Source organism: Microbacterium hydrocarbonoxydans (assembly GCF_000956475.1).
GTDB lineage: Bacteria > Actinomycetota > Actinomycetes > Actinomycetales > Microbacteriaceae > Microbacterium > Microbacterium hydrocarbonoxydans_A.
The window spans coordinates 506,675-532,578 of record NZ_JYJB01000008.1; the positions used below are offsets into that span (position 1 = coordinate 506,675).

Consider the following 25,904-nt stretch of genomic DNA (forward strand, 5'->3'; position numbering starts at 1 on the left):
CCGTGTCAGCCGCGGTCGGGCTCGCCAAGGGGGAGGCGTCAGCGACGAGGGTGTGATAACGGATGCCGGGTGCCCGTTAAGGCGCGGAGCGCCCGGTTGCGAAACCCGCCTTACCGGACGTGCGCCTCGAGCCAGGGCACCGGGTTGATCTGCGCGCCGTTGATGCGCACCTCGAAGTGCAGGCACGATCCGATCGTGTAGCCCGTGTTCCCGACCCGACCGAGGAACTGGCCGGCGACCACGTGATCGCCCGGCTGCACGGCACGGGTGCCGTAGTTCATGTGGCCGTAGAGGGTCGTCACGCTGCCGTCTTCGTCGTGCTGCACCTGGACGGTCACGCCGTAGCCGCCGTAGGAGTCCTGCGACATCGTGACCACTCCGTCGGCGGAGGCGTAGATGGGGGTGCCGATCGGGGCGGCGTAATCCTGACCCATGTGGCTGCGGCCCGGGCGGCTCGCGCCGAACCCGTCGGTCATCGTGTAGGTGCCCGCGGCCATCGGGACGATGATCTGCCCCGGCTTCGCGATCGGGGGCACGCCGCTGCGCGCCGTGGCGGCCGCGACGGCCTGCAGATCCTTGAGCTCGTCGGGAGTCGTCGCCGAGAACTCGCCGCTCACCACGACGTCGGGCAGAACGTCGGCGCCTGCCGTGAACGACTGCGTGCGCAGATCGGCGGAAGCGGATGCGGTCACCGCCGAGGTCTCGCCACGCACCATGCCGAGTGCCGGAAGGGCGGTTCCGCCCACCAGGCTCGCGACGGCGAGTGCTGCGCCGGTCATCTGCCAGACGCGCCGGCGGCCGGAGGTGCGAGGCGCGCGTGCGGGGCGTGCCGCCTGCGCGGGCTTCGCTGCTGACGATGCCATGCTTGCGGGCCGGCGGTGCGGCCCGGCGGTCTTTCGAGCGCGGGCGGACGGCCCTGAGGCTGCGGCCGGATGCTCGTCGGCGGTAGGCGTCTGCTCTTCAGCGGAATCCGCGGCGATGAACGGTGCGGCCGGATCTGCATCGGCGGAAGCGGCCGGATCCGCGGCGGCGAAAGCCGCTTCGGATGCCGCAGCATCCGAAGCGAGGGGCAGCGATTCGGGAGTGGCGTCGACGACCTCGTCGGCCGCCTCCGCGATGTCGGCGGCGGCTTCTGCCATCGGGCTGGTGGCGGCGGCTTCCACGGTCTGCGCGACTGCCGCGGCGACAGCTGCCTGAGCGCGACGGCGATCGCGGCGGAGCAGGGGGGCAGGGGCGACGGGGTCTGCGACGCGCGCCTCGTCGAGAGGCGCAGAAGACGGCGCTGTTTCGGGGGAACGCGAAGTGATGATGAAGCTCCTCGGGCAGGCGGTATCATCCGTTATCGATCTGTAACCTTAGGACGATTCCTGGCCCGGCCCAAATCGAGAGCGATTCTCACGGCTCAGTCACAGGTGCGAGCGGGAGCTACTTCGGCCGCCCCTGTCTGTCAACGGTCCTCCCCCGCCGCTTTCAGGCGCGGATGCTGGTCTCCACGTGACGAGCAGAGGAGTGCATCATGATGAACCCCGAGGCCTTCATGGGCCGCCAGGAGCCGCTGGTGCCTGAAGAGGCGGACGACGATTTCACCGACGGAACGTTCCCGGCCGAGAAAGATCAGCCCGAGACGCAGGGCGAGGATCCGCTCGACGCCGAGATCGGGGAGGACGGGCAGGGAGACCTCGACCTCCAGGATGACGGCGGCGAGGCGGATGCTCCCACTGACCTGCGGGACGGCACGGAATGAGCGGCATCGGAGATCAGGGCATGCGCGCGGATGACGTCATCTCACCCGGCGATCCCGATGCGCAGGAGCGGATCCGGGAGCACCTGCACGAGCACGCGCAGGAGAAGCCCGACGGCGATGCCGCCGAAGAAGTGCCTGCGGGCGGATCGGGTGCGGATTCGGGAGCGGCGGATGCCGTGGGCATCGACCCCGGCAGTGAATCCTCCGTTCCTGATGAATCGGTGCACAACGCCGAACCCGGTGTCGGGACGCGGCGGGCCGACGATACGGAGAGCTGAGCGCGGCATCCGTCAGTCGGCGATCGCCGCGTCGCGAAGGCACTCGATGAACGCTCCGCAGACCGGGCTCTCGTCCTCTCGGCTGCGCCAGGCGGCCATGAGCCGCGTCGTCGGGGAGCCGGCGAGAGGGACGACGGCGATCGACGGCGGGACGAGCTGGCGGACGGACTCCGGAAGGATGCTGGTACCGACCCCCGCGGCGACGAACCCCAGAGCCGTCTCCTGGTGCACCACCTCTTCCACGACACGCATGCTCCCGGCGCTCGAGAGCATCTCGGTCACGCGGTCGACGTAGCCCGGCATCAGGGCCCGCGGGTAGGCGATCATCGGCACGTCGATGATCTCGTCGACCGTGATCTCGGCGCGCGCGGCGAGCGGGTGATCGACGGGAAGGCACGCCACCAGACGTTCCTCGAACACGACGGCGGTCGACAGTGCGGCGGGTCCCTGGCTCGTGCGCGGGAACTCGTCGCGCACGATCCCGATGTCGAGGCTGCCGTCTCGGAGCCGGTCGAACTGCTCACCTGACGTGAGCGGCACCAGCGTGAGGTTCACCTTCGGGCGGCGCGAGCGGAACAGCCGGACGACCTCGGGCAGCACGGTGTAGTTGGCGGAGCTGACGAACCCCGCTGTGAGCTGACCGGCGATCCCGTCGACGTGGTCGCGCATGTCCGCGCGCACCGCATCGACTTCATCGAGGATCCTCCTGGCGCGCTCCTGCAGATGCATCCCGGCTGCGGTGAGTGTCACTCTCCGCGTGCTGCGGACGAACAGCGGCGTGCCGACCTCGCGCTCGAGGCGCCCCACCTGCACGCTCAGCGGCGGCTGCGACATGTGCAGCTTCTGCGCGGCGCGACCGAAGTGCAGCTCGTCCGCGACGGCCAGAAAATAGCGCAGTTGCCGCAGTTCCATTCCCGGCACGATACGCGGCGCGTATTACCGGTCCGTTACGGCCGGATTGCGAGCGAAACGCTATCAATCGAGAGCGGAAAAGGTATTTGACCTGGGATTGTTCTGACGGCTTATCTGGTGGGGAAGCATCCGACTTGGAGGACCCGACATGGCCGCAGACCCCACCCCCGGCACCCGCATCGACATGCTCTACCTCAGCGAGCCCGAGGTGATCGAGGCCGGCATGAAGGACATGGAGCGGTGCATGGAGGTCATGGAGGAGGTGCTCGTCCTGGTCGCCAAGGGCGACTACCGGATGGCGGGAAGCTCGGCCAACTCCCACGGCGCCCAGATCGGCTTCCCCTCGTCGTCGCCGTTCCCGACGATGCCTCTGGACGCGGCCGACCGGCGCTTCATGGCGATGCCGGCCTACCTGGGCGGCCGCTTCGACGTCGCGGGCGTCAAGTGGTACGGCTCGAATGTCGACAACCGCGACAAGGGGCTGCCGCGTTCGATCCACCTGATCGTGCTGAACGACAAGGAGACAGGGGCGCCGTTCGCGATCATGTCGGGCAATCTCGAGAGCGCCTATCGCACCGCGGCCGTGCCGGGAGCGGCAGCAAAGAAGCTGGCACCCCTGAACGCGAAGTCCCTCGGCATCATCGGGCCCGGCGCCATGAACAAGAGCGCCCTGCACGCCATGACCACCGCGCGTCCCACACTCGACACGCTCCGCATCAACGGACGCCGTCGCTCCACCTCCGAGGCGTTCGCCGCCTATGCGAAGGAGCACTATCCGCAGTTCACGACGATCGAGATCGCCGACACGGTCGAGGAAGCTGTGCGCGACTCCGACATCGTCTCCGAAGCGGTCACGGGTCTGGTCGGCTCGGAGAATTATCCGTACATCGACGGCGACTGGATCAAGCCCGGTGCGTTCCTCAGCCTGCCGGCCAACCTGCGCATGGACAAGGAGTACACCACGTCGGGCAAGGCCCGACTCATCGCCGACGCCAAGAAGATCTACGAGGCATGGGCAGAGGAGTACCCCTCGCCCTCGCACGAGACCGCGTTCGGCATGATCGGCCTGTACTGGCAGGACCTCATCGACGCCGGCGAGCTCGACGAGTCGCGCGTCGTCAACATCGGCGACGTGTTCGACGGCACGGCGGCCGGCCGCGAATTCGACGAACAGCCCGTGCTGTTCAGCGTGGGAGGCATGGGCGTCGAGGACGTCGCCTGGGCCAAGACCGTCTACGAGAACGCGGTCGCGAAGGGCATCGGCACGACGCTGAAGCTCTGGGACGCACCCGACCTGGCCTGATCGTGCACGACATCGACAGGCGGGAGTCCGCCACCTACGCCGTGATCGGCGCCGGCCTCAGCGGCGCCTCGGTGGCCTGGCGCCTCGCGGCATCCGGCGCCGACGTGATCGTCCTCGAGCGCGACGTGCCGGCATCCGCCCTGGGCAGCTCGCACGGTTCGGCGCGCATCTTCCGCTACGGCTACCTCGACCCGTTCTACGCCGGGCTCGTCATGCGGGCGAAGAGCTCGTGGGACGAGCTCGAAGCGGCGAGCGGCAGGCGGCTCATCACGCCGAGCGGGTCGCTGGATTTCGGCGCCGTGCGCGATCCGCGCGGGCTCGCCGACGTCCTCGAGACGGTGGGCGTCGAGCACGAGCTGCTCTCGGGCGCGGATGCCGCGACGCGCTGGCCCGGTCTGCGCTTCGACACCGAGGTGCTCTGGCACCCGGGCGCGGGGGTCATCGACGCCGAGGAGTCGGTGAACGCGATGCTCGATCTGGCGCGTGCGGCCGGAGCGGAGGTGCGCACCGGATGGGAGGCCGCATCCGTGCGGCACGGATTCACCGGCTACCAGGTCACCTCGACGACGGGTCGGACGGTGCACGCCGAGCAGGTGATCGTGGCCGCGGGCGGGTGGCTGCCCGCGCTGCTGGGCGAGCTCGACCTGCCGCCGGGCTTCGCCGACGCGCTGCCCGAGTTCGAGGTGCGTCAGGAGAACGCGTTCCACTACCCGTACTGCGACCCGAGCGATCGAGGTGAACTCGCCCCCGGCGCTCAGACCTCCTGGCCCACCTTCATCTACAAGGGCGAGGACATCCAGGCCTACGGGCTGCCCGGAGGTCGAGACGCGGGCTTCGACGGACAGAAGGTCGCCGAGTACAACGGCGGCCGGGTCATCCGCTCCGCCCGTGATCAGGACGGCGCGATCGACCCCGAGAACCGCACCAGGGTGACCGGCTTCGTCGAGGAGTTCGCGCCGGGGCTGGAGCCGGAGCCGTACGCCGAGACCACCTGCCTGTTCACGAACGTGCCGCGCGACGACATGATCATCGATCGTGCGGCCGGGGTCACGATCCTCTCGCCGTGCTCGGGCCAGGGCGCCAAGTTCGCGCCCCTCCTCGGCGAGCTGGTGCACGACCTCGTCGCAGGTGCCGGTCGGACGACCGAACGGTTCCGCGCTGTCGGTCAGCGCTTCGCGGGAGCGCTGCGATGAGCGGCGGAGCCGTCGAGCTCCTCGAGCAGATCGCTCACATCGGCGTCGACACGGAGCGCGGCGGATACACGAGACCCGTGTTCTCGGCACCCGAACTCGCGCTGAGGGCCTGGTTCATCGAGCAGGCGGATCGACGCGGGCTCGACATCGACGTCGACGGCAACGGAATCATCTGGGCCTGGTGGGATGCTCCAGACACGCGCCGCGTCGATGCGATCGCGACGGGCTCGCATCTCGACTCCGTCCCGGGCGGCGGCAACTTCGACGGGCCGCTCGGCATCGCCAGCGCGCTCGCCGCCGTCGACGTGCTCCGCGAGCGGGGCGTGCGGCCGGCGCGACCGCTCGTGATCGCGGCGTTCCCCGAGGAGGAGGGCTCCCGTTTCGGCATCGCCTGTCTCGGAACACGGCTGCTCGCCGGACTCATCGACCCGCAGCGGGTGCGTGAGCTGCGCGACGACGGCGGGGTCTCCTTCGCCGAGGCGGCGAGGGATGCCGGACTCGATCCGGCTCTGATCGGGCCCGACCCCGTGCGCCTCGCCGCGCTCGCCGCCTTCGTCGAGCTGCACGTCGAGCAGGGCCGGGGCCTCGAGGACCTGGGTCAGCCGGTCGCGCTCGCGGGAGCGATCATCGCCCACGGCCGCTGGCACGTGCGCATCGAGGGACGTGGAGACCACGCAGGCGCCACCCGGATGGCCGATCGACAGGATCCGGTCGTCGTGGCAGCGGAGACCGTGCGCGCTCTGCGTGCCCACGCGCTCGTGGTCGACGACGCCCGCGGCACCGTCGGCCGCATCAAGGTCACCCCGGGCGGCACCAACGTGATCGCCGCATCCGTCGACCTGTGGATGGACGTGCGTCACCGTGACGAGGCCGCTGTCCGCCGCATCGTCGACGAGGTGACCGCCGCGACCGAGCGGACGGCCACCGCCGAGGGTTGCACGATCGTCGTGGCCGAGCAGTCGTTCTCCCCCACCGTCGCCTTCGACGCCGCGCTCCGCGAGCGGATGCTCGCCGTGCTCCCCGACGCCCCCGTGCTCGACACGGGGGCCGGTCACGACGCGGGCGTGCTCGCCGGCGCCATCCCGACCGGCATGCTCTTCGTCCGCAACCCGACCGGAGCCTCGCACACCCCCGCCGAGGCCGCCCGACCCGAGGACGTCGCGGCGGGCGTGACCGCGCTGGCCGACGTGCTCGAATCCCTGCTCACCCGCTGAAACCCGACTCACCCGAAAGGAGAACGACATGGACATCACCTCGCAGGTCAACACCGGCTGGATGCTCACCGCCACCGTCGCCGTCACCCTCATGCTGCCCGGTCTCGCGCTGTACTACGGCGGCCTGTCGCGCACCAAGAACATCCTCAACACCATGATGATCGTGCTCGGCGGCTTCGCCGTCACCGCGGTCATCTGGGTCCTGTACGGCTACGGGCTCACGCTCGGCGACTCGGTCGGCGGTGCAGGCCTCATCGGCGACCCGAGCGGCCTGTTCGGCATTCAGTCGCTCCTGGGCGCCGAGACGCCCGAGGGCGCCGTGCCCGGCATCCTGATCGCGGTCTTCCAGCTGATCTTCGCCGGCCTCACGGTCGGCATCATCGGCGGCGCGGTCGAGGGCCGGATGAAGTTCTCCAGCTGGCTGATCTTCGCAGGCCTCTGGGCGACGCTCGTGTACTTCCCCGTCGCGCACTGGGTGTTCGCCTTCGACTCCGCCGACGGCTCGGTCACGGGCGGCTGGATCGCCAACAGCCTCCACGCGATCGACTTCGCCGGCGGCACGGCCGTGCACCTGAACGCCGGTGTCGCAGCACTCGTGCTCGCGATCTTCCTCGGCAAGCGCCGGCACTTCCCTCACGTCGGCCGCCCGGGCAATCTCCCGATCGCGATCGTCGGCGGCGGGCTCCTGCTCGTCGGCTGGTACGGCTTCAACGGCGGCTCATCGGGCGGCATCAACGAGAGCGCGGGCGTCGCCGTCACCAACACCCTCGTCGCCGCATGCGCCGGTCTGCTCGGCTGGCTCGTCGTCGAACGCATCGTCCGCAAGGCGGCGACCTCGCTCGGCGCGATCTCCGGCGTTCTCGGCGGGCTCGTCGGGATCACTCCGGCTGCGAACTCCGTGTCTCCGATCGGCGCGATCATCATCGGACTGCTCTCCGGAGTCGTCGCGTTCGCGACGCTCGGACTCAAGGAGCGCTTCGGCTACGACGATGCGCTCGACGCCGTCGCGATCCACATGTTCCCGGGCATCTTCGGCACGCTCGCGATCGGCTTCCTCGCCGACCCCGCTTCGCCCGCAGGTGCGCAGGGCCTCTTCTTCGGCGGCGATGCGAGCCTGCTCGGCACGCAGGCGATCGCGGTCCTCGCGGTGTTCGCCTACACCGCGGTCGTCACGGCGCTGATCTCCTGGGTGCTCTCGAAGACGATCGGTCTGCGGGTCGGCGACGGCATCGAGATCATGGGACTCGACACCACGCTGCACGCCGAGACCGCCTACGACCTGGACGACGTGCGCTCCTGAGCGCCGGTCCCCGAGAAAGGACATCATCATGAAGCTCATCACCGCAGTCGTCCAGCCCGGCGCCCTCGAGCCCGTCAAGACGGCGCTCGCCGAGATCGGCGTCACCGGAATGACGATCCTCGACGCGAAGGGGCACGGCAGCCAGATCGGGAAGGTCGAGGTGTACCGCTCGCAGCGGGTGAAGGTCGACTTACTCCCCAAGGTCCAGATCGAGACCATCGTCGCCGACGAGGAGCTCGAGGCGGCACTCGACGCGATCCAGGAGGCGGCGCGCACCGGCGCGATCGGCGACGGCAAGATCTGGGTCACCGATGTTCTGCAGGTCATCCGGGTGCGTACGGGAGAGACCGGCCCGACCGCGATCCGCTGAGAACGTCATGTCGCACGGCACCCGCGTGAGGTCCCTGATCGTCCGGCCGACGGACGTCGCGCCGCAGGCATGGGCGAACGGTCTCGGAGTCACGCGGGTGCTCGCCGCGCGTCCGGGCTGGCGCATCAGCCTGGCAGAGATCGAGGGGCGGATGCCGTTCTCCCCGTTCCTCGGAGCCGATCGCCTGCTGATCCCTCTCAGTCCGTCGGGGGTGGCCCTCGAGATCAACGGCCGGGTCACTCGCGTGCCGCAGCACTCGGCCATCACCTTCCGCGGCGAGGATCACGTCTTCGCCGACACCGGTTCCGGCCGGGTCTCGGTGGTCAACCTGATGGCACGACGCTCGAGCGGCCGGATGCAGTGGGCGATCCGCCGGGTGTCGGGCACGATCGCCGAGAACGCCGATGCGATCGTCGTGCTCGCGGGACAGCTCGAGGTGCGCGGCGAGATCGCGCCGCCGGGTGCCGTGATCCGGCCGGAGGCTCGGGCGATCGCGGTGTCGTCCCCCGACGCCTCGATCGCCGTCATGCGGGTGCGCGACCGTCGCCGGGGGTGAACGCGGGGGCGACGGTCAGGGAGACCCGTCTCCCTGCTGCGGCTCCCCCGAGCTCTTCCTGAACTGACGCTCCCAGTCGCGCAGCTCGCTGCGGCCGATCAGAGAGTCCAGCGACACCTGGAACAGCAGTCCCTTGCGGGCGTTCACCTGCTTGATGTTGTCGACGATCTGGGTGGTGACGGCGGTCAGCGCCTCGCGGACCTCGTCGACGCGCTCGTCGGGGGCGTCCCACAGATCGGGGCGCGTGAGCAGATCGAGGAGGTAGTCGCGGTCGAGAGCCGCGACCAGGCGAGCGAGCTTGTCCGAGTACTCGGCCTCGGCGATGACGCTCTGGTCCTCGCCCGCCTTCGCGTCCAGGCGGATGAACAGCTGCTCGACGTGCGATGCGAGCGTGTCGATGTTCGTCGCGGTCTCGGCGGCGATCGCATTGCCCGGCACGGCGGCGTAGGAGGGGGCGAGCTCGCGCAGCCGGTTCACCCGCAGACGGATGCCGGGCGGCACCGGGTCCGCGCTCTTGCGGGACGCGGCCGGCTTCCGTCGCCGACGCGCGATCAGGCCGACGGTCGTGCCGACAGCGGCGACCAGCACCACGCCGCCGATGATCACGGGCATCAGGACGTCGGCGCCGCCGGAGTCGGTGCCGCCCGGTCCGCCACCTGCCGGAAGGTCCGCCTTCACGTCTTGGACGGTCTCGACCAGACCCGTCGGCATCCCCGCGCCCTCGTTCTGGTTCGCGATCGTCAGCACCGCGTCACGTCCCAGTGCGGTCGAGTCGCCCATCAGATCGTCCCCGATCGCCAGGATCACAGTCTGCTGATCGGCACCCTTCGTGAGCTTCTCGAGAAGGTAGAAGGTGTACTGGTCGGCGCTCGCCGCCTCGTCGGGCAGGACGACGACGGCGATCGAACCGTCGGCGGGAACCGTCTGCGCCAACGAGGCCTGGAGATCCTCGTAGCCGGGGACGTCCGTCGAGACGTACACGTTCGACGAGGCGAGCGCTTCGATCGCAGGCCCCGTCCAGGAGTCGTCCGTCACGGAGAGATGATGCATGCGCGCCTCAGAAGTTGTTGATCACGGAGGCGAAGACGAGATCGATGCGCTCCGCGTTCGACGCGTCGAACAGCTGGCCGCCCGTCACGTCCGCGATCCGCTGCAGAGCGGACGTGTCGGCTCCCTCTCCATACGCGATCGGGAATATACGCACCGGGGCGTCGCTGCCGCCCTCCTTCGTGCTCTTGCCGATCTTGGCGATCAGCGAGTCGAGCGAGGTCGCCGAGTCGGTGTCCTCGCCGTCGGACAGCACAACGATCGCGTTGATGCGGCCGGGTTCCGCGCGTTCGCTCATCGCCTCGTAGGCCGTCAGGATCGCGTCGTAGAGCGGAGTCCCGTTGCGCTGCGCGTAGTGCAGATCCTCCAGCGAGGAGTCGAGCTTCTCGCCGTCCGCCGCGAGCGGAGTCACGTCTCGCAGCACCTGTATGCCTTCACCGGCATCCGATGAGATCCCCGTGGTGAACGCCCACACCCCGACCTCGTCCGTGGAGCGGAAATGGTCGAGTGTCGTCTGCGCGCCCTGGATCGCCCCGTCGAGGCGCGAACGGCCGTCGCCGATCGGGTCATCCATCGAACCGGAGATGTCGATGAGCTCGAGCACCGACGAGGGCTTGCGCACCTGGGTCCACTGGTCGATGGCGGTCGAGATCACGTCGACCTCGGGCTTGGGCAGCGTCACCGCGGGCTGTGCGGGATCGACACCGAAGTTCGCCGTGAACAGCTTGCCCAGCGGAACCGACTCGTCGAGCGGGCGGAAGCCGTACTCGGGCAGGAGCTTCTGCGCGGCCTCGGTCTGCAGGAACGCCGCGAAGGCCTCGCCGGCCGTGCGCTGCTCTGCCGTGACCCACTGGGCCCCGAGCACGGTGACCGGGTTGTCCGACCACATCGATCCGCCGGCGGGGTACACCGCCACCAGCTTCGTCTTGGGAGGGGTGAGGGTCTCGCCCGGCTGCACGGTGTGCGAATCGGGGTTTCCCTGGTTGTAGTTGAGGAGCGAGGTCTCCTCGAGCGCCACGGCCGACACGTACGCCGAGCCGTTCGAGCCGTTCTGCGTCTCGTCGTACAGCGTCGACAGCACGTTGCCTGTGGTGTCGCCGTAGTGGATCACGCACTCCTCGAACACCCGGGAGAAGTCGGCGGCACCCTCGACATCGGCGGACGTGAGGTCGGCTGACTTGCCGGACGCCTCGTACGACTGCATCAGGATCGTCGACAGGCCCGTCGTCGAGGTGTTCGGGTTCGTCTTCGAGATCTTGAAGGCCCCCCAGATGTCCTTGCCGACACTCCCCCAGCCGTCCGGATCCTGGCAGAGCTGCGACAGATCCGTGATGCTGATCGGCTTGTCGGGCCAGCCCAGCGCCTTCGCCATCGGCTCGGGCATGCCGAACACGACAGGAGTGCGGGTGAACGACGCAGGTTCCCCGACGAGATTCGCCGACGCGGCGGCGGCGACGCGGTCGGTCCACACCGTGGAGGCGGGCGACCACAGCGTCGGCCAGAGGTCGCGGTCGTCGCTGGGCCAATCGTCGCCCGTGGTGAGATAGCGCGCCGCGTTGCCCGAGGAGACGTTGATGGGCCGCACCGTCGCGCAGGTCTTCAGGCCCTCGTGCTCGGGCGAGTCCTTGAAGGCCTCGGCGAGTTCGTCGAGCATGTTCACCTTCTCGGACGACGTCGCGATGGTGATGTGCGTGCAGCCGTCCGACGGGAAACCCTGTCCTTCGGTGTCGGTGCCCGTGTCGTCGCCCGGCGTGCAGGCCGACAGGACCAGAGCGATGAGTGCCGTGGCCGCGATGGCGACCGGCGTTCTGCGGAGGATCCTGCGTCGCGGGCTCATGCGCCTAGGGTATCCAGATAATCGCCTCCCGATCACGGATCCTCGTCACGCGGGTGTCACTGGGCCCGCATGAACTCCTCGGCTGCGCGCACCTGCTCGGCGGAGGGGCGGATGCCGGTGTAGAGCACGAACTGCTCGAGCGCCTGCAGGGTCGCCACCTCCGCACCCGTGATGACGGTCTTCCCGGCGGCGCGGCCCGCCTTGACCAGAGGGGTCTCGGCGGGCAGGGCCACGACGTCGAACACGACGGAGGCTGCGGCGATCTGCTCCTCGCTGAACGAGAGCTCGTGCTCCTCCGCTCCCCCGGCCATGCCGATCGGGGTGATGTTCACGATGATGTCGGCGCTCTCGCCCGCGGCATCCGCTGTCCAGCCGAAGCCGTACAGGTCGGCGAGTCCGCGCCCGTTCGCCTCGTTGCGCGCTGCGATCGTCACCCGCGTGAAGCCGGCGTCGCGGAACGCGGCGGCCGTGGCCTTGGCCATGCCGCCCGATCCCCGCAGCAGCACGCTCGCCGCGGCATCCAGCCCGTTCCGCTCGATCAACTGGGCGATCGCGGAGTAGTCGGTGTTGTACGCGGTGAGCACGCCGTCGTCGTTCACGATCGTGTTCACCGAGTCGATCGCCGTCGCAGAGGGATCCATGCGGTCGACGAGGGCGATCACGTCCTCCTTGTAGGGCATCGAGATCGCGCATCCGCGGATTCCGAGCCCACGGACTCCCGCGATCGCCTGACCGAGATCGGTGGGCGCGAAGGCCTTGTAGATCCAGTTCAGGCCGAGCTCTTCGTAGAGGAAGTTGTGGAAACGGGTTCCGTTGTTGCTCGGACGCGCTGACAGCGAGATGCACAGCGTCATGTCCTTGTTCAGCATGGTCACGCGACAAGGCTAGCCGTTCGCGGGAACCGGCCGAGGGGGCTGACGCGACGAGGTGCCGTCGCCTATGGTGTAGGTGCATGCACAGGGGATTGATCGTCTCCGTCCTTCCCCAGAGGGCGGGCTGCCTTCCCCAGAGGCGCGACGATCCGTGTATGCGATTGGGCCCCCTCGAGCAGCGCAGTCCCCAATGAACTGCTCGAGGGGGTCGCTATCGTTCTCCTGAAGATTTTCGAAGAATGTCCCCCAAATGGGGGACAAGAGTGTCGCGGAGGGGATATGCTTGTTCCTGACGCACCCTCCGGTCGTCTTCGGCCCTCATCGCTCCCCCCGCGGTGAGGGCCACACAATTTTCCGGGCTCATGCCGCAGCGTCCGTATGACGCGACATGACGTCTCGTGCAACATTTCTGTTACGGGCTGACCCCGGCTCTTCCGCTCACGCCGTGCTCCACTATCTTTAGCGGTGTCGGTGCATCCTGCGTCGGCTTCTTTTCCAGCAGAACAGGCAGTAAATGAGCACCCAGGGCACGGTCAAGTGGTTCAACTCGGAGAAGGGCTTCGGCTTCATCTCCCCCGACGACGGCGGCGCTGACGTCTTCGCGCACTACTCCGCCATCGAAGCATCCGGCTACCGGTCTCTCGAAGAGAACCAGCGAGTCGAGTTCGAGGTCGCGCAGGGCCCCAAGGGCCTGCAGGCAGAGAACATCCGCCCGCTCTAAGCGCGGATTCCACCGGAACTCCCTGACCGGAGGTCTGCATCCCATGCAGGCCCCCGGCGGGGAGTTCTGTGCGTTTCCGAGGCCTCGGAGTCAGCTCAGCAGCAGGGTGCGGAGATCGTCGGCGGATACTGCGCGGAACGCCGCATCGTCGCCCTCGTGCGCGTCGCTGAAGCCCCATTCGACGAAGATCACGGGCACGCCGTTCGCGTTTCCGCCCTCGACGTCGTGGTGGCGATCGCCGATCAGCACGGGGCGTGAGGTGTCTGCGCCGCGCTCTTTCAGGCGCTTGAGCGCCTCGACGACGATGTCGGCCTTCGAGGCGAGCGTCGACTCATCGGGGGTCGCGCCCACCGTCGCCAGGAAGTAGGGGCGCAGCTCGAAGTGGTCGACGAGGGCGTCGACCTGGATCTCGGGCTTGGAGCTGGCCGTCGCCTGAGGAACGCCCTGGGCGTGCAGATCGCGGATGAGCTCGGGGACACCGGGATAGGTCTTCACATCTGTGGTGTAGCCGTCGGCCTTGCCGAGAGTGCGGTAGAACGCCACGGCCTCGGAGGACTGCTCTGGCGTCATGCCCGCCTGCGCCTGGAACGACTCGAACATGGGCGGGCCGATCCAGTGCACGAGGTCCTCCCTCGTCGGCGCCGGGTGGCCGAAGTGCGTGAGTGCGACGTTGAGCCTGCGGAGGATCCCGACGGACGCATCGATGATCGTGCCGTCGACGTCCCAGAGGACGCAGGAATAGGGAGAGGAGGGCATGCTTCCAGCCTATGGCTGTGAGAACGGGCCTCAGAACAGCCGGGGGATCCCCGACTCGATGCCCTTCATGTCGTCGTAGTCGAGCACCAGGCAGCGGATGCCGCGGTCCTCGGCGAGCACGCGCGCCTGCGGCTTGATCTCCTGCGCCGCGAACACGCCCTGCACGGGGGAGAGGTGGGGGTCGCGGCCCAGCAGCTCGAGGTAGCGGGTGAGCTGCTCGACGCCGTCGATGTCGCCGCGGCGCTTGACCTCGACCGCGATCGCGACGCCGCCGGCATCTCGGACCAGCAGATCGACCGGGCCGATGGCCGTCGGGTACTCTCGGCGCACCAGCGTCGCGCCCTCGGCGATCAGATCGACCTGCTCGGCGAGAAGCCTCTGCAGGTCGGCCTCGACGCCGTCCTTCTGCAGGCCCGGGTCGATGCCGAGGTCGTGGTTGGAGTCGTGGATGATCTCGTAGATCTGCACCCGCAGCGCGTCACCGGTCTTCTTGTGGGTCACGCGCCACACCTCGACGACACCCGCGATCGACTCCTCCTCGCCCGGCTCCTCGGGGACGAGTGTGCACGGCGGGCTCATCCAGTTCAGCGGCTTGTAGCTGCCGCCGTCGGAGTGCACGAGCAGACTCCCGTCGCCCTTGTGCACCAGCAGGCGCGTGGCGAGGGGGAGGTGGGCATTGAGCCGCCCCGTGTAATCGACGGAGCAGCGGGCGATGACGAGACGCACCCGTCGAGCCTACTTCGTTCGTCACGGTGCCGGAGCTATCCACGGCCGCGGATGCGGCGCCCGGCCTGATCGACCACCCCGATGCTCCGAAAGTCCTCGTCGGTGCCGTTCATCGACGACTCTTCTGGGGGGAATCGCCCCTTTGGATGAAGGTCTCCTATCGGGGTGACCTTCGCCCTGTCCACCTAAGTGCCTACAGACTGGGTCGGTCGCACTTCGTAGGCTGAATTCGTATTCAAGCTGATGAGGAGCCGATGATGTCAACTTCGCAACCTAACCATGCCCAGTCCAGTCGCGGGCTCACACGCGGATGGGAGATCGCGATCGACATTGCCGCGGCCATCGGGTTCTGGGCGCTGACGTTCTTCAACAACTTTCCACCGCTCGTCGCCTACGGAGTGCCCGTCGTGTTCCTCCTGATCGCGATACCGCTGGCGATCCGGCGCAACAAGTCGTGCGCATCCGACGCGCGGTCGCCGAAGTAGCGCGGCAGACCCAGGTTCGGGTAGTGCTCACACACGCGGGGTGGGCGCTACGTGTCGGGCTGATCTACTTCTCGGCGGCCGCCATCTGGTCCTCGCGGAGCGGACGGGCCGCTGCGGAGAACAGGCCGGAGAGCGCGGCGAGCACGACCAGGATGTACAGCGTGTTGAGCAGGCCGATGTGCTCGCTGATGAAGCCGAGCACAGGGGGACCCCCGAGGAAGGCGATGTAGCCGATCGTGGCCGCGGCGCTCACGCGAGCTGCGGCCTTGACCGGGTCGTCGGCGGCGGCCGACATGCCCAGGGGGAAGCCGAGCGAGGCGCCCACGCCCCAGAGCGCTGCGCCCACGAACACGAGCGGCGTGTTCGGCGCGAGGATGAACAGCAGGATGCCGGCAGCCGCCGTGATCGCGAGGACCCGCAGCACGATCACGCGACCGAACCTGTCGACAAGCGGCCCGCCGAACAGGCGGACCACGGTCATCGCGACCGAGAAGGTGGCGAGGGCCGCAGCGCCCGCGGCCGGTCCTGCTCCGTGGTCTTCTGCGACGCCGAGCGCGAGCCAGTCGTTCGCGCCGCCTTCGGCGAACGCCATGCCCAGCATGACGATTCCCAACGCGTAGGTGCGCGGCTCGCGCCATGCCTCGAGCGCGACGTGCATGCGCTCGCGCCAGTGCGGCTTCTCTGCGGGCACGGGGTCGAGAGCGGCTGCGCGGTCGGGCACGTTCGCGAAGCAGACAGCCGCAAGCACGGCGATCACCGCAGCGACGACGAGGGTATGCGCAGAGACGTTCGCGCCGAGCTGCACGGCCAGTGCACCGGCCGCGGCTCCGATGACCGTGCCGAAGCTGAAGAACGCATGGAACACGGGAAGGATCGTCTTGCCCATCTGCTGCTCGACGGCCGTGGCCTCGACGTTCATCATGACGTCGAGCGAGCCGTTGCCGAATCCGAAGAGCACGAGCCCGACGATGACCAGCGGCAGTGAGCCGAGGACGTTGGTTCCCAGGCCGATCAGTGCGAGTCCGACCCCGAACGTCAGCATGGTCAGCAGCATCCCCCGGCGCGCGCCGGTGCGTGCCATCACGGCGGGGCTCGTGGAGATGCCGATGATCGACGCGATGCCCATCGCGAGCAGCAGCAGGCCCATCTGCGCGTTGTCGATGTCGAGTGAGAGCTTGATGTCGGGCACTCGGGAGGCCCAGGTCGCGATCGACAGGCCGCTCGCGAGGAAGATCGCGAAGATCGCGGCGCGCCAGCGCACGAACTGGGAACGGGTGAGAGCGGTGTCCATGCGGCACAGCCTATCGAATCGATTCGACCCGAGGAAACCCGGGGGAGCTATCCTCGGAGTATGAGCAGTCACGAGTCGGGTCGCCGCGCGACGATCGCCGACGTCGCGCGATCGGCCGGAGTCGCCACATCGACGGCATCCGTCGTCTTCAGCGGCAAGGCGAAGGTGTCGGCGGCGACCAGGGCGAAGGTGCTTGCCGCAGCCGCCGACCTGGGCTACACCGGTCCCGACCCGCGGGCGGCCTCCCTTCGTCGCGGCCGCAGCGGCATCGTGGCGGTCGTGCTCGAGGGGCACCTGCGCGCAGCCTTTCTCGACCCGGTCACGACGGCGATGATGGACGGGCTCACCGACGGCCTCGCCGACCTCAGCGCCGGCATTCTGCTGCTGCGCGACGACCCGCGGGAGAGCGACGGCTCAGCCCTCGCGAACGCCCCCGTCGATGCCGTGGTGCTGATCGGATGCTCCGGCCGCACGCGCGCCTCGCTCGACATCGTCCGCAGCCGAGGGCTGCCGGTCGTCGTCATCGAGGGCGACGCGGGTGAGGGCGTCCCGCGCATCGTCCTCGACAACGCGGCGGCCGCCGCAGACGTGGCCCGACACGTGCGCGACCTCGGCCATCGGGATGTGGCCCTCGTGACCCTGCCGCTGGACACCGCACGCGAACGCATGCCGGTGACCCCGGCGCGCGTGGAGACCGCGACCGTCGACGTCACGATCGACCGCCTCGAGGGGATGTGGTCGATCTTTCCCGATGCGCCGGCGATCTCGGCATCCGGCAGCCTGATCGACGAAGGCCAGCGTGTCGGACGCATGCTGCTCGCAGATGCCGAGCATCGCCCGACCGCGATCCTCGCTCAGAGCGACCTGCTCGCGGTCGGCGTGATCCGCGCCGCCGAGGAGCTGGGACTGCGCGTTCCCGAAGACCTCTCGGTCGCGGGATTCGACGGCATCGCGGTCGACGGGCTCGGCGGCCTCGTGCTCACCACCAGCGTGCAGCCCGCGGTGCAGAAGGGTCGCGCCGCGGGGGAGCAGGTCGCCCAGATGCTCAAGGGCGAACCCGGCGTGACCGTGCACTTCACGTGCCGATTCCGCGCAGGGACCACCACGGCCGCCCGTCCTGCCCAGCCCTGATCCGGGGACTCTCAGGAATGGGCGGGCCCGACGGGGAGCGAGTCCGCGCCGTAGTCGAGGATCGAATAGCGCCCGCACTGCACGATCTGCTCGGGAACAGCGGATGCCGGCAGCTCCCACTGCACGGTCTGCGAGTCCTCGACGAGGAACGAGACCGACCCGTGATCGAAGTCGGTGCGGTTCACGAGCCACGCGTAGCCGTTCAGCCGATGGTCGACCTGCACCAGCTGGGAGGGATCGCCGACGTGAGCCTTGGGCAGACGCACGGTCCAGAACTGTCCGCCTCCTGTGCGACCAGACGCGTTCACCCAGTCGGTCACGCAGCGGAGATCCGCATCGGGAGCGTGGGCGGCGGCGCTCAGGCGCGGAACGCTCGACACACCGGCGATCACGACGAGCGCGATGGCGATCAGGCCGACCGGCTGCGGCATCCGCACGGTGCGCGGCGCCGCGACGAGCGCGAGCAGGGGCGCGAAGACGACGGGCTCCAGATAGCGGGCCGCGTGAGTGCCGAGGGCGATCGCGCCGACCGCGACGATCACGGGGAGCATCCATCCCGCCGCGGCCACCAGGCGCTCGCCGGCTGACGTCGCTCGCACGGTGCGCACCACCGCGAGCGCGACCAGGGCGAGAACGAGCAGCGCTCCGAGCACCCCGAGCGGGGTGGTGAGGCGCTCGGCGAGCAGTTCGCCGTAGTACGCGATCGACTCTCGCCATCGTTCGGGCTGCGCGTATCCTGCTCCGGTGTTCGCGATCCATGCCGCAAACGGAATACGCGCGAGGAAACCGACGACGGTGCTGGCGACCAGGATGCCGATCGCCAGCAGCATCCGTCGTCGCATACCCGGCCGTGCGGCCCCGATCGCCAGCAAGAGAGTGAGGGGAACCGTGGCCCACGCCGCGAAGAGCGGGTTGCTCAGGGTGGCGACGACCGCCACCGGCGAAATGACGGCGAGACTCCACGATCCTGGCCCGTCCAGCCACCGTCTCAACAGTCCGATCACGACGAGGACGGCGACGACCGTGGATGAGTAGTAGGTCGTGGTGAGCTGAAGGGACGCGAGTTCGAGAGCGTCGCGCGAGGGCGACGTCTCGGTGCACGCCAGCGCGCCGAACACTGCCAGGGCGACCAGCGACCACGCCACGGGCGACGCCCCTGCGCGCCGCGCGCCGGCGGCCAGTCGCGCGGCACCGTAGATCGCCAGCAGGTTCACGACAGCGTTGACCGCCAGGAGGGCGTTCAGGTCGGCGTGCGTGATCGACGACAGCGCAGCGAACACGGCCGATTCGGGCAGGAACAGCACACTCGACATCGCCCAGTCGAGATGCTCGCCGGAGAGCGCCGACCGCGCGAACATGGCCACGATCAGCGAGTCGCCGTCGCGGAAGAGCAGCTCGGAGCGAGCGGATGCCGCCACCTGCGCGGCGATCACGAGAGACGCCCCGAGGGCGGTGACCCACCCGAGAAGCTCCCGCACCCACGCTCGCCGCATGCGACAACTCTCGCACGGCGCCCCGTGCGGCCCGGGTAAACTGGGGGAACACCCGCCCGCCAGTGCCGCAAGGCCGACGAGCCCCGAGGGAGCCGCGATCATGCTGACCCTCCTGGGCGCCTTCCTCCTCTCCTCGGTCGTCATGCCCGTCCTGGTGCGGTGGATGGGAGCGCGAGCATTCTTCATCGCGGCGCTCATTCCGGCCGGGGCATTCGTCCACGCCCTGATGCTGACTCCGCAGGTTCTGCATGCCGCATCCGCACCCTACGAGTCCGTCGAGTGGATCCCGCAGCTGGGGCTGAACATGTCGATGCACATGGACGTGCTCGGCTGGGTGCTCACCCTCATCGTCACCGGCGTCGGCGCGCTGGTGCTGCTGTACTGCCGCTGGTACTTCCATGACGACTCGGTCGGACTCGGACAGTTCGCCGCCGTGCTGCTCGGCTTCGCGGGCGCCATGTACGGCCTGGTGCTGACCGATGACCTGGTGATGCTCGTGATGTTCTGGGAGGTGACGAGCATCCTCTCGTACCTCCTCATCGGCTACTACCGCCGACGTGCTGCCAGCCGGCGTGCCGCCCTGCAGGCGCTGCTCGTCACGACTCTCGGCGGTCTTGTGATGTTCGTGGGCGTCGTGCTGCTGGTCGTCGACGCCGGCACCTCCAGCATCCGCGAGATCCTCGCACTCGCCCCCACAGGACCGATCGTCGACGCGGCGATCGTGATGCTGCTGGTGGGAGCGATCAGCAAATCTGCTCTCTTCCCGTTCCACTTCTGGCTCCCTGGCGCCATGGCCGCCCCGACGCCGGTGAGCGCGTATCTGCACGCCGCGGCCATGGTGAAGGCGGGCATCTACCTCATCGCGCGCTTCGCGCCGATCTTCGCGTTCAGCGGCCCGTGGCGTCCGATCCTCATCTCGCTGGGCGTGTTCACGATGCTGCTCGGCGGGGTGCAGGCGCTCCGCGAGACCGACCTCAAGCGCATCCTCGCCTTCGGCACCGTGAGCCAGCTCGGATTCTTCTCGGTCGTGATCGGATACGGCACTCAGGCGGCTGCCCTCGCGGGGCTCGCTCTGGTGATCGCACATGCCCTGTTCAAGTCGGCGCTGTTCCTCATCGTGGGCGTGATCGACCGCCAGCTCTCCACGCGAGACGTCACCGAGCTGTCGGGAGTGGGCCGGCAGGCGCCGGTCCTGGCGGTGACGGCGTTCATCTCGGTCGCGTCGATGGCCGGCATCGCGCCGACCATCGGCTTCGTCGCGAAGGAGTCGGCGCTCACGGCCCTGCTCGACGACGCGCAGGGCGGGTCTGTCTGGGGTCTCGTCGCGCTCATCGGGATCGTTCTCGGTTCCATGCTCACTGCGGCATATGGTGCGCGCTTCCTGTGGGGCGCGTTCTTCTCCAAGCGCGATGCGCAGGGCGAGCGGATGCCGGACACCGCCTGGCCCGGGCCGCCGCTCGGCTTCGTGGCAGCGCCGATCGTGCTCGCCGCACTCACTCTCGCGGCGGGGATCGGCGCTCCGGCGCTCGATGCGGCCCTGCAGGGCTACGCGGTCACCGCGACCCCGGGTCTCGACCACGCGGGCGAGGCTGCCGAGGGCCCGGGGCACCTCGCCCTGTGGCACGGTCTCGAGCCGGCGCTCGGCATCTCGATCGTCTCGATCCTGCTCGGCATCGGCGTCTTCCTCCTGACCCGACGCACCGGGTGGGAGCGCCGACCGCGAGTGCTGCCTTTCACGGCAGCCGACGCCTACTACGCCGTCGTCCGCGCGATCGACCGGCTGTCGGTGCTGAGCACGACTCTGACCCAGCGGGGTTCGCTGCCCGTCTACGTCGGGACCATCTTCGTCGTGTTCGTCGCCGCCGAGGCGACGGCTCTGCTCGCGAGCGACATCGACCGCATCCAGCTCTCCGCGTGGCACACGCCGGCCCAGATCGCCGCGGCGCCGCTCATGGCGGTCGCGGGCATCTTCGCGGTGCGTGCGCAGAAGCGGTACACGGGCGTCGTGCTCGTCTCGGTCACCGGCCTCGGCATGGTCGCCCTGTTCGCCACGAGCGGCGCGCCGGATCTCGCCCTCACGCAGATTCTCGTCGAGACGGTGACGATGGTGACCTTCGCGCTCGTGCTCCGGCGGCTGCCGTCGCGGATGGGGGAGCACAACGCCTCTGTCGGCCGCATCCCGCGGGCGCTTCTCGGGATCGGCGTCGGCGTGACGATGGCGCTCGTCGCCATCGTCGCGACCCAGTCCCGGGTCGCAGAGCCCATCTCGACCCTGTTCCCGAAGCTCGCCTACGAGCTCGGGCACGGCAAGAACGTCGTCAATGTCGCCCTGGTCGACCTGCGCGGCTGGGACACGATGGGCGAGCTCTCGGTGCTCGTTCTCGCAGCGACCGGCGTCGCATCGCTCGTGTTCGTGACGCATCGCGCCGACCTGCTCGCCGCGACCAAGACCCTTCCCAAGGCCACTCGCCGCGCCACGCGCAGCAGGCCGCTCGTGGAGACCACCGACGGCATCCGCTTCCAGACCTCCGAGAACCGCAGCAGCCCCCGCGCCTGGCTCGTCGGCGGCACGAACATGAAGCCCGAGAACCGGTCGATCCTCCTCGAGGTGATCGTCCGCATCCTGTTCCACACGATCATCGTCGTCTCGATCTTCCTTCTGTTCTCCGGCCACAACCTGCCGGGTGGCGGATTCGCCGGGGGACTCGTAGCCGGCATGGCTCTCGTGATGCGCTACATCGCGGGCGGACGCTGGGAGCTGGGTGCGGCGGCGCCGACGGATGCCGGGCGCCTGCTCGGCACCGGGCTGGTGCTCGCGGTCGGCTCCGCCGTCGTGCCGCTGTTCTTCGGCCTGGCGCCACTCACCAGCAGGTTCTGGGAGTGGGAGCTCCCGGGTTTCGGGCACATGGAGTTCGTGACCTCGACCATCTTCGACATCGGCGTGTACCTCGTCGTGATCGGGCTCGTGCTCGACGTGCTGCGCAGCCTCGGCGCCGAGGTCGACCGGCAGGCTGCAGCCCTTCGCTCGGCACAGGACGCCTCGACGCCCTCAGGGACCGATCGACCGCGGGGGGTGAGCATCTGATGGATGTCTCACTGACCCTCATCGTCATCATGGCCGTGCTGTTCGCGTGCGGCGTGTACGCGATGCTCGAGCGCAGCCTCACGCGCGTGCTCATCGGCTTCCTGCTGCTCGGCAACGCCACCAACCTGCTGCTGCTGATCGTCATGGGCGTGCCGGGGAACGCGCCGTTCTTCGGCGCCGAGGGCCAGATGAGCGATCCGCTGCCGCAGGCGCTGACCCTCACCGCGATCGTGATCACCTTCGCGGTCTCGGCATTCCTGCTCGCGCTCATCTATCGCTCCTGGCAGCTGGGCCAGGCCGACACCGTCGAAGACGATGTCGACGACATCGCGATCCGCGGACGCACGGATGCCGAGGAAGACCTCATGGGCGACGACGAAGGCGACTACGCCGACGACGACGCCACCACCGACTTCGTCGGCCTGCAGACCGCTCCCATCACCGTGCTGCACATGCGCGACCACCCCGCCATCGACGACGCGGCTCCCGTGGACCGGCCGGTCCTTCGATCCCCATCGCCCACTCCGAACATCGCTGGCGCGCTGCCCGGAGCCTCGGGGCGCGGGGCCCCGGCTCAGGAACCCGGGGAGCGGGCTCAGGAAACCAGGGAGCGGGCTCAGGAACCCGGGGCAGGGGAGGACGACCGATGACCTCTCTCATCCCGCTCCTCGTCGCCCTGCCCCTGCTCGGTGCAGCGATCACGCTCATCTTCGGCCGCAACGCCCGCGTGCAGTCGATCGTCACGATCGTGACGCTGGTCGTCGTCTCCGTCATCGCCGCGGTGCTGCTCGTCGTGGTCGATGCCGGCGCCCCGCTCGCGGTCTCGGTCGGCGGGTGGCCGGTGCCCTTCGGCATCGTGTTGTACGTCGACCGGCTCGCGGCCCTGCTCGTCCTGGTGTCGAGCATCGTGCTGCTCGCGGTCCTGCTCTTCTCGGTCGGCCAGGGCATCGCCGACGGGGCGGAGGAGACCCCGATCTCGATCTTCAATCCCTCGTATCTGATCCTGGCCGCGGGGATCTTCAATGCGTTCATCGCGGGTGATCTGTTCAACCTCTACGTCGGATTCGAGATCCTGCTCGTCGCCTCCTACGTGCTGATCACGCTCGGCAGCACCGAGTCCCGCATCCGCACCGGCGCCGTCTACATCGTCGTCTCGCTGGTCTCGTCGATCCTCTTCCTCGCAGCGATCGCGATGGTCTACGGCGCCCTCGGCACCGTGAACATGGCCCAGATCGCCGAGCGGATGACCGAGCTTCCGCAGGAGACGCAGCTCGTCCTGCACCTCATGCTGGTCATCGCGTTCGGCATCAAAGCCGCCATCTTCCCGATGTCGTTCTGGCTGCCGGACTCCTATCCGACGGCTCCCGCCCCGGTCACCGCGGTGTTCGCGGGATTGCTGACGAAGGTCGGCGTGTATGCGCTGATCCGCACCGAGACGCAGCTGTTCGCCGAGAACGACATCAACACGCTGCTGCTGATCATCGCCCTCGCGACCATGATCGTCGGGGTGCTCGGCGCGGTCGCGCAGGCCGAGTTGAAGAGGATCCTGTCGTTCACGCTGGTCAGCCACGTCGGCTACATGATCTTCGGCCTCGCGATCGCGACGCCGGCCGCGATCGGCGCCACCGTGTACTACATCGTCCACCACATCATCGTGCAGACGACTCTGTTCCTCGCCGTGGGTCTGGTCGAGCGCCGGGCCGGCAGCACGTCGATACTGAGGGTGAAGGGCCTGCTGAAGGTCGCGCCGCTCATCGCCGTGCTGTACTTCATCCCCGCGATCAACCTCGGCGGGCTGCCTCCCTTCTCCGGGTTCATCGGCAAGTTCGCTCTGTTCGAGGCCGCAGCATCCGTCGGCACACCGCTGATGATCGTCCTCATCGTCGGCGGAATCGTCACCTCGCTGCTCACGCTGTACGCGCTCATGCGCGCGTGGAACCTCGCGTTCTGGCGCGAGGAGGAGGACTCGGCCGAGACCGAGGGCCGTCTCTCGCATCTCGGCAATGCGCCCGCCGCCGACGAGCAGCAGGAGCGCCGCCGCATCCCGGCCATCATGACCATCGCCACCTCCGGCATGGTCGGGGTCACGATCGCGCTCACCGTGTTCGCCGGCCCACTGTACGCATTGTGCGACCGCATCGGCGAGGCGCTGCTGCAGCCGGTCACCCTCACGCAGCTCGACGGGGAGGTGCGGGGATGAGCCCAGACACCGGCCGCCATTTCTGGCGGGATCTCGGCGTGCAGGTGCCGTTCCTCGCCTGGCTCGTCGTGCTGTGGATGCTGCTGTGGACGCAGTTCACGCTGCTGTCGTTCGTGACCGGGCTCATCGTCGCGGTCTTCGTGACGCGCGTGTTCCGCCTGCCCACGGTCGAGCTCTCGGGACGCGTGAACCTCTGGTACGCGCTGGTCCTCGGAGTGCAGTTCCTGTTCGCCGTGGTGCGGGGCGCTCTGGTCGTGACGATGCAGGTGCTCGATGTGCGCCGCCAGCCGGGAAGCGCGATCGTCGCGGTGCCGCTGAGGTACTCCGACGACCTCATGATGACGCACGTGTCGGTGGCGTCATCGCTGATCCCCGGGTCTCTCGTGGTGGAGGCCGACCGCGACCGCCGCATCCTCTATCTGCACGTGATCGGGGTGCGCAGCATGGCCGACGTCGAGAAGCAGCGGGAGGGAGTGCTGCGCTGGGAGAAGCGCATCGTGCGTGCACTCGGCGACCCCGCGCAGTACCGTGCGCTGAAGGCCGACACCCGGAAGGCGAGCAGATGAACATCATGCTGGGCGTGATCATGGTCGTCTTCGGCATCGCGGCGGTGCTGACCGTGATCCGGATCGTCCGCGGCCCGTCGATTCTCGACCGAGCGGTCGCGAGCGACGTGCTGCTCACCGAGGTGATGTGCGTGCTGGGCGCCGAGATGGCGATCAACGGTCACACCCGCAGCATCCCGGTGCTGCTGATCATCGCCGCGATCGGCGTCTTCGGATCGATCGCGGTGGCGCGGTTCGTCGCGAGAAGGGACAACACGACGCCATGAATCTCTTCGGTCTCATGATCCCGGATGCCGTCATCGATGCGGCGGTGCTCGTGCTGATCCTCGTCGGTGCTCTGCTGTGCCTGTCAGCGGCGATCGGGCTGCTGCGCTTCCGCGATGTGCCGTCCCGACTGCATGCGGCGACCAAACCCCAGGTGCTCGGACTGCTGCTCATCTGCCTGGCGATCGCGCTGTCGCAGCGTTCGGTCGGAGGCATCCTGCTGGGGCTCGTGCTGGTCGCGCCGATCGTGCTGATGCAGTTCGCCACCGCGCCGCTCTCGGCGCACATGGTCGGGCGCCAGGCCTATCGCAACGACTCGATCGACCGGCGGAATCTCGTGGTCGACGAGCTCGCCGAGTCGAAGCAGACCCCGCCCGCCGCCGGGTAGCCCCCGGGCCTGTCCGCATTGGCCCGGGCCCGGACCAGACCGTCACCGCCGGCTCGGGTCGGCAGCGTTCACAATTCAGGATGATCGGCCGAAACCGGCCCTGATTCCGGCCTCTACCGGGCAAGAAGCCACGATGTTCCTGAGTTATGAACCGCGGCGGGTCCGCGACTCT

Annotated in this window: 26 protein-coding genes; 17 read left to right on the forward strand and 9 right to left on the reverse strand. The window is 68.8% G+C overall.

Features of this window, described 5'->3' with window-relative positions; all coding sequences use genetic code 11:
- Positions 1-110: 110 nt before the first annotated feature.
- Positions 111-1,139, reverse strand: coding sequence for a M23 family metallopeptidase (locus RS84_RS09100; RefSeq protein ID WP_235281437.1), 1,029 nt, complete (start codon positions 1,137-1,139; stop codon positions 111-113).
- A 377-nt stretch (positions 1,140-1,516) separates the two neighbouring features.
- On the opposite strand from RS84_RS09100, the gene RS84_RS09105 reads away from it, so the two are divergent.
- Both RS84_RS09105 and RS84_RS09110 read left to right on the forward strand, forming a co-directional pair.
- Positions 1,517-1,744 carry a hypothetical protein gene (locus tag RS84_RS09105; RefSeq protein ID WP_045257436.1) on the forward strand — a complete coding sequence of 76 codons (228 nt, stop codon included), beginning with the start codon at positions 1,517-1,519 and terminating at the stop codon, positions 1,742-1,744.
- The gene (locus RS84_RS09110; protein WP_045257437.1) at positions 1,741-2,022 is read left to right on the forward strand and encodes a hypothetical protein; all 282 of its coding nucleotides are present in this window, start codon (positions 1,741-1,743) and stop codon (positions 2,020-2,022) included. Before RS84_RS09105 ends, RS84_RS09110 begins: the two co-directional genes overlap by 4 nt.
- Before the next feature lie 12 nt (positions 2,023-2,034).
- Here the strand turns inward: RS84_RS09110 and RS84_RS09115 are convergent, their stop codons facing one another.
- A complete protein-coding gene (locus RS84_RS09115) occupies positions 2,035-2,934 on the reverse strand; it encodes a LysR family transcriptional regulator (protein WP_045257438.1) in 900 nt (299 codons plus the stop codon).
- 148 nt (positions 2,935-3,082) lie between these two features.
- Between RS84_RS09115 and RS84_RS09120 the strand changes: the two genes are divergently transcribed.
- From RS84_RS09120 to RS84_RS18655, 6 genes are read left to right on the forward strand one after another with little or no spacing between them, the layout of a single operon-like run.
- Positions 3,083-4,237: a tyramine oxidase subunit B gene (locus RS84_RS09120; RefSeq protein ID WP_045257439.1), complete on the forward strand. Its 1,155-nt coding sequence runs from the start codon at positions 3,083-3,085 to the stop codon at positions 4,235-4,237.
- Positions 4,238-4,239: 2 nt separating this feature from the next.
- Entirely contained in the window at positions 4,240-5,430 is a 1,191-nt protein-coding gene (locus RS84_RS09125) for an FAD-dependent oxidoreductase (protein ID WP_235281438.1), read from the forward strand.
- Positions 5,427-6,644 carry an allantoate amidohydrolase gene (locus RS84_RS09130; RefSeq protein WP_045257440.1) on the forward strand — a complete coding sequence of 406 codons (1,218 nt, stop codon included), beginning with the start codon at positions 5,427-5,429 and terminating at the stop codon, positions 6,642-6,644. The genes RS84_RS09125 and RS84_RS09130 overlap by 4 nt, the downstream gene beginning before the upstream one ends.
- Positions 6,645-6,672: 28 nt before the next feature.
- Positions 6,673-7,944 carry an ammonium transporter gene (locus tag RS84_RS09135; RefSeq protein ID WP_045257441.1) on the forward strand — a complete coding sequence of 424 codons (1,272 nt, stop codon included), beginning with the start codon at positions 6,673-6,675 and terminating at the stop codon, positions 7,942-7,944.
- Between the two features lie 28 nt (positions 7,945-7,972).
- The gene (locus RS84_RS09140; RefSeq protein WP_045257442.1) at positions 7,973-8,314 is read left to right on the forward strand and encodes a P-II family nitrogen regulator; all 342 of its coding nucleotides are present in this window, start codon (positions 7,973-7,975) and stop codon (positions 8,312-8,314) included.
- A gap of 7 nt (positions 8,315-8,321) precedes the next feature.
- Complete coding sequence (locus RS84_RS18655) at positions 8,322-8,870, forward strand: HutD family protein (protein WP_052676291.1); 549 nt, start codon at positions 8,322-8,324, stop codon at positions 8,868-8,870.
- A 15-nt stretch (positions 8,871-8,885) separates the two neighbouring features.
- Here the strand turns inward: RS84_RS18655 and RS84_RS09150 are convergent, their stop codons facing one another.
- From RS84_RS09150 to RS84_RS09160, 3 genes are read right to left on the reverse strand one after another with little or no spacing between them, the layout of a single operon-like run.
- The gene (locus RS84_RS09150) at positions 8,886-9,905 is read right to left on the reverse strand and encodes a hypothetical protein (RefSeq protein ID WP_152641785.1); all 1,020 of its coding nucleotides are present in this window, start codon (positions 9,903-9,905) and stop codon (positions 8,886-8,888) included.
- Positions 9,906-9,927: 22 nt separating this feature from the next.
- Positions 9,928-11,754 (reverse strand): substrate-binding and vWA domain-containing protein, encoded by a 1,827-nt coding sequence (locus tag RS84_RS09155; RefSeq protein WP_045257444.1) that lies wholly within the window; start codon positions 11,752-11,754, stop codon positions 9,928-9,930.
- 56 nt (positions 11,755-11,810) lie between these two features.
- Entirely contained in the window at positions 11,811-12,629 is an 819-nt protein-coding gene (locus RS84_RS09160; protein WP_200892002.1) for a shikimate 5-dehydrogenase, read from the reverse strand.
- Between the two features lie 511 nt (positions 12,630-13,140).
- Between RS84_RS09160 and RS84_RS09165 the strand changes: the two genes are divergently transcribed.
- On the forward strand, positions 13,141-13,347 hold the full coding sequence (locus RS84_RS09165; RefSeq protein WP_045257445.1) for a cold-shock protein: 207 nt from the start codon (positions 13,141-13,143) through the stop codon (positions 13,345-13,347).
- A 90-nt stretch (positions 13,348-13,437) separates the two neighbouring features.
- On the opposite strand, the gene RS84_RS09170 is transcribed toward RS84_RS09165, so the two are convergent.
- Both RS84_RS09170 and nucS read right to left on the reverse strand, forming a co-directional pair.
- Positions 13,438-14,103, reverse strand: a complete 666-nt coding sequence (locus RS84_RS09170; protein ID WP_045257446.1) for an HAD hydrolase-like protein — start codon at positions 14,101-14,103, stop codon at positions 13,438-13,440.
- A gap of 30 nt (positions 14,104-14,133) precedes the next feature.
- Entirely contained in the window at positions 14,134-14,829 is a 696-nt protein-coding gene (gene nucS / locus RS84_RS09175) for an endonuclease NucS (RefSeq protein WP_045257447.1), read from the reverse strand.
- Between the two features lie 257 nt (positions 14,830-15,086).
- On the opposite strand from nucS, the gene RS84_RS09180 reads away from it, so the two are divergent.
- Positions 15,087-15,314 carry a hypothetical protein gene (locus tag RS84_RS09180; RefSeq protein ID WP_152641786.1) on the forward strand — a complete coding sequence of 76 codons (228 nt, stop codon included), beginning with the start codon at positions 15,087-15,089 and terminating at the stop codon, positions 15,312-15,314.
- A 64-nt stretch (positions 15,315-15,378) separates the two neighbouring features.
- On the opposite strand, the gene RS84_RS09185 is transcribed toward RS84_RS09180, so the two are convergent.
- Positions 15,379-16,605: an MFS transporter gene (locus RS84_RS09185; RefSeq protein ID WP_045257449.1), complete on the reverse strand. Its 1,227-nt coding sequence runs from the start codon at positions 16,603-16,605 to the stop codon at positions 15,379-15,381.
- A gap of 60 nt (positions 16,606-16,665) precedes the next feature.
- Between RS84_RS09185 and RS84_RS09190 the strand changes: the two genes are divergently transcribed.
- Positions 16,666-17,736, forward strand: a complete 1,071-nt coding sequence (locus RS84_RS09190) for a LacI family DNA-binding transcriptional regulator (protein WP_045257450.1) — start codon at positions 16,666-16,668, stop codon at positions 17,734-17,736.
- A gap of 11 nt (positions 17,737-17,747) precedes the next feature.
- Here the strand turns inward: RS84_RS09190 and RS84_RS09195 are convergent, their stop codons facing one another.
- Entirely contained in the window at positions 17,748-19,229 is a 1,482-nt protein-coding gene (locus tag RS84_RS09195) for a hypothetical protein (protein WP_045257451.1), read from the reverse strand.
- Positions 19,230-19,329: 100 nt separating this feature from the next.
- Between RS84_RS09195 and RS84_RS09200 the strand changes: the two genes are divergently transcribed.
- Genes RS84_RS09200 through mnhG form a run of 6 tightly spaced genes read left to right on the forward strand, consistent with a single transcriptional unit; the run spans position 19,330 to position 25,732 of the window.
- Positions 19,330-22,314: a Na+/H+ antiporter subunit A gene (locus tag RS84_RS09200; RefSeq protein ID WP_045257452.1), complete on the forward strand. Its 2,985-nt coding sequence runs from the start codon at positions 19,330-19,332 to the stop codon at positions 22,312-22,314.
- Complete coding sequence (locus RS84_RS09205) at positions 22,314-22,964, forward strand: Na(+)/H(+) antiporter subunit C (RefSeq protein WP_082062117.1); 651 nt, start codon at positions 22,314-22,316, stop codon at positions 22,962-22,964. The genes RS84_RS09200 and RS84_RS09205 overlap by 1 nt, the downstream gene beginning before the upstream one ends.
- On the forward strand, positions 22,961-24,514 hold the full coding sequence (locus tag RS84_RS09210; protein WP_045257453.1) for a Na+/H+ antiporter subunit D: 1,554 nt from the start codon (positions 22,961-22,963) through the stop codon (positions 24,512-24,514). The genes RS84_RS09205 and RS84_RS09210 overlap by 4 nt, the downstream gene beginning before the upstream one ends.
- Positions 24,511-25,080 (forward strand): Na+/H+ antiporter subunit E, encoded by a 570-nt coding sequence (locus tag RS84_RS09215; protein ID WP_045257454.1) that lies wholly within the window; start codon positions 24,511-24,513, stop codon positions 25,078-25,080. The genes RS84_RS09210 and RS84_RS09215 overlap by 4 nt, the downstream gene beginning before the upstream one ends.
- Positions 25,077-25,346, forward strand: coding sequence for a monovalent cation/H+ antiporter complex subunit F (locus tag RS84_RS09220; protein WP_045257455.1), 270 nt, complete (start codon positions 25,077-25,079; stop codon positions 25,344-25,346). The genes RS84_RS09215 and RS84_RS09220 overlap by 4 nt, the downstream gene beginning before the upstream one ends.
- Positions 25,343-25,732: a monovalent cation/H(+) antiporter subunit G gene (mnhG, locus tag RS84_RS09225; protein WP_045257456.1), complete on the forward strand. Its 390-nt coding sequence runs from the start codon at positions 25,343-25,345 to the stop codon at positions 25,730-25,732. Before RS84_RS09220 ends, mnhG begins: the two co-directional genes overlap by 4 nt.
- Positions 25,733-25,904 lie beyond the last annotated feature (172 nt).

Coding starts and splice junctions, on each gene's coding strand:
- RS84_RS09165 (WP_045257445.1), top strand. CDS start 13,141: ATGAGCACCCAGGGCACGGTCAAGTGGTTCAACTCGGAGAAGGGCTTC.
- RS84_RS09110 (WP_045257437.1), top strand. CDS start 1,741: ATGAGCGGCATCGGAGATCAGGGCATGCGCGCGGATGACGTCATCTCA.
- RS84_RS09105 (WP_045257436.1), top strand. CDS start 1,517: ATGATGAACCCCGAGGCCTTCATGGGCCGCCAGGAGCCGCTGGTGCCT.
- RS84_RS18655 (WP_052676291.1), top strand. CDS start 8,322: ATGTCGCACGGCACCCGCGTGAGGTCCCTGATCGTCCGGCCGACGGAC.
- RS84_RS09205 (WP_082062117.1), top strand. CDS start 22,314: ATGGATGTCTCACTGACCCTCATCGTCATCATGGCCGTGCTGTTCGCG.
- RS84_RS09200 (WP_045257452.1), top strand. CDS start 19,330: ATGCTGACCCTCCTGGGCGCCTTCCTCCTCTCCTCGGTCGTCATGCCC.
- RS84_RS09215 (WP_045257454.1), top strand. CDS start 24,511: ATGAGCCCAGACACCGGCCGCCATTTCTGGCGGGATCTCGGCGTGCAG.
- RS84_RS09180 (WP_152641786.1), top strand. CDS start 15,087: ATGTCAACTTCGCAACCTAACCATGCCCAGTCCAGTCGCGGGCTCACA.
- RS84_RS09140 (WP_045257442.1), top strand. CDS start 7,973: ATGAAGCTCATCACCGCAGTCGTCCAGCCCGGCGCCCTCGAGCCCGTC.
- RS84_RS09185 (WP_045257449.1), bottom strand. CDS start 16,605: ATGGACACCGCTCTCACCCGTTCCCAGTTCGTGCGCTGGCGCGCCGCG.
- RS84_RS09120 (WP_045257439.1), top strand. CDS start 3,083: ATGGCCGCAGACCCCACCCCCGGCACCCGCATCGACATGCTCTACCTC.
- RS84_RS09155 (WP_045257444.1), bottom strand. CDS start 11,754: ATGAGCCCGCGACGCAGGATCCTCCGCAGAACGCCGGTCGCCATCGCG.
- RS84_RS09210 (WP_045257453.1), top strand. CDS start 22,961: ATGACCTCTCTCATCCCGCTCCTCGTCGCCCTGCCCCTGCTCGGTGCA.
- RS84_RS09170 (WP_045257446.1), bottom strand. CDS start 14,103: ATGCCCTCCTCTCCCTATTCCTGCGTCCTCTGGGACGTCGACGGCACG.
- RS84_RS09100 (WP_235281437.1), bottom strand. CDS start 1,139: ATGGCAGAAGCCGCCGCCGACATCGCGGAGGCGGCCGACGAGGTCGTC.
- RS84_RS09195 (WP_045257451.1), bottom strand. CDS start 19,229: ATGCGGCGAGCGTGGGTGCGGGAGCTTCTCGGGTGGGTCACCGCCCTC.
- mnhG (WP_045257456.1), top strand. CDS start 25,343: ATGAATCTCTTCGGTCTCATGATCCCGGATGCCGTCATCGATGCGGCG.
- RS84_RS09190 (WP_045257450.1), top strand. CDS start 16,666: ATGAGCAGTCACGAGTCGGGTCGCCGCGCGACGATCGCCGACGTCGCG.
- RS84_RS09135 (WP_045257441.1), top strand. CDS start 6,673: ATGGACATCACCTCGCAGGTCAACACCGGCTGGATGCTCACCGCCACC.
- RS84_RS09130 (WP_045257440.1), top strand. CDS start 5,427: ATGAGCGGCGGAGCCGTCGAGCTCCTCGAGCAGATCGCTCACATCGGC.
- RS84_RS09220 (WP_045257455.1), top strand. CDS start 25,077: ATGAACATCATGCTGGGCGTGATCATGGTCGTCTTCGGCATCGCGGCG.
- RS84_RS09115 (WP_045257438.1), bottom strand. CDS start 2,934: ATGGAACTGCGGCAACTGCGCTATTTTCTGGCCGTCGCGGACGAGCTG.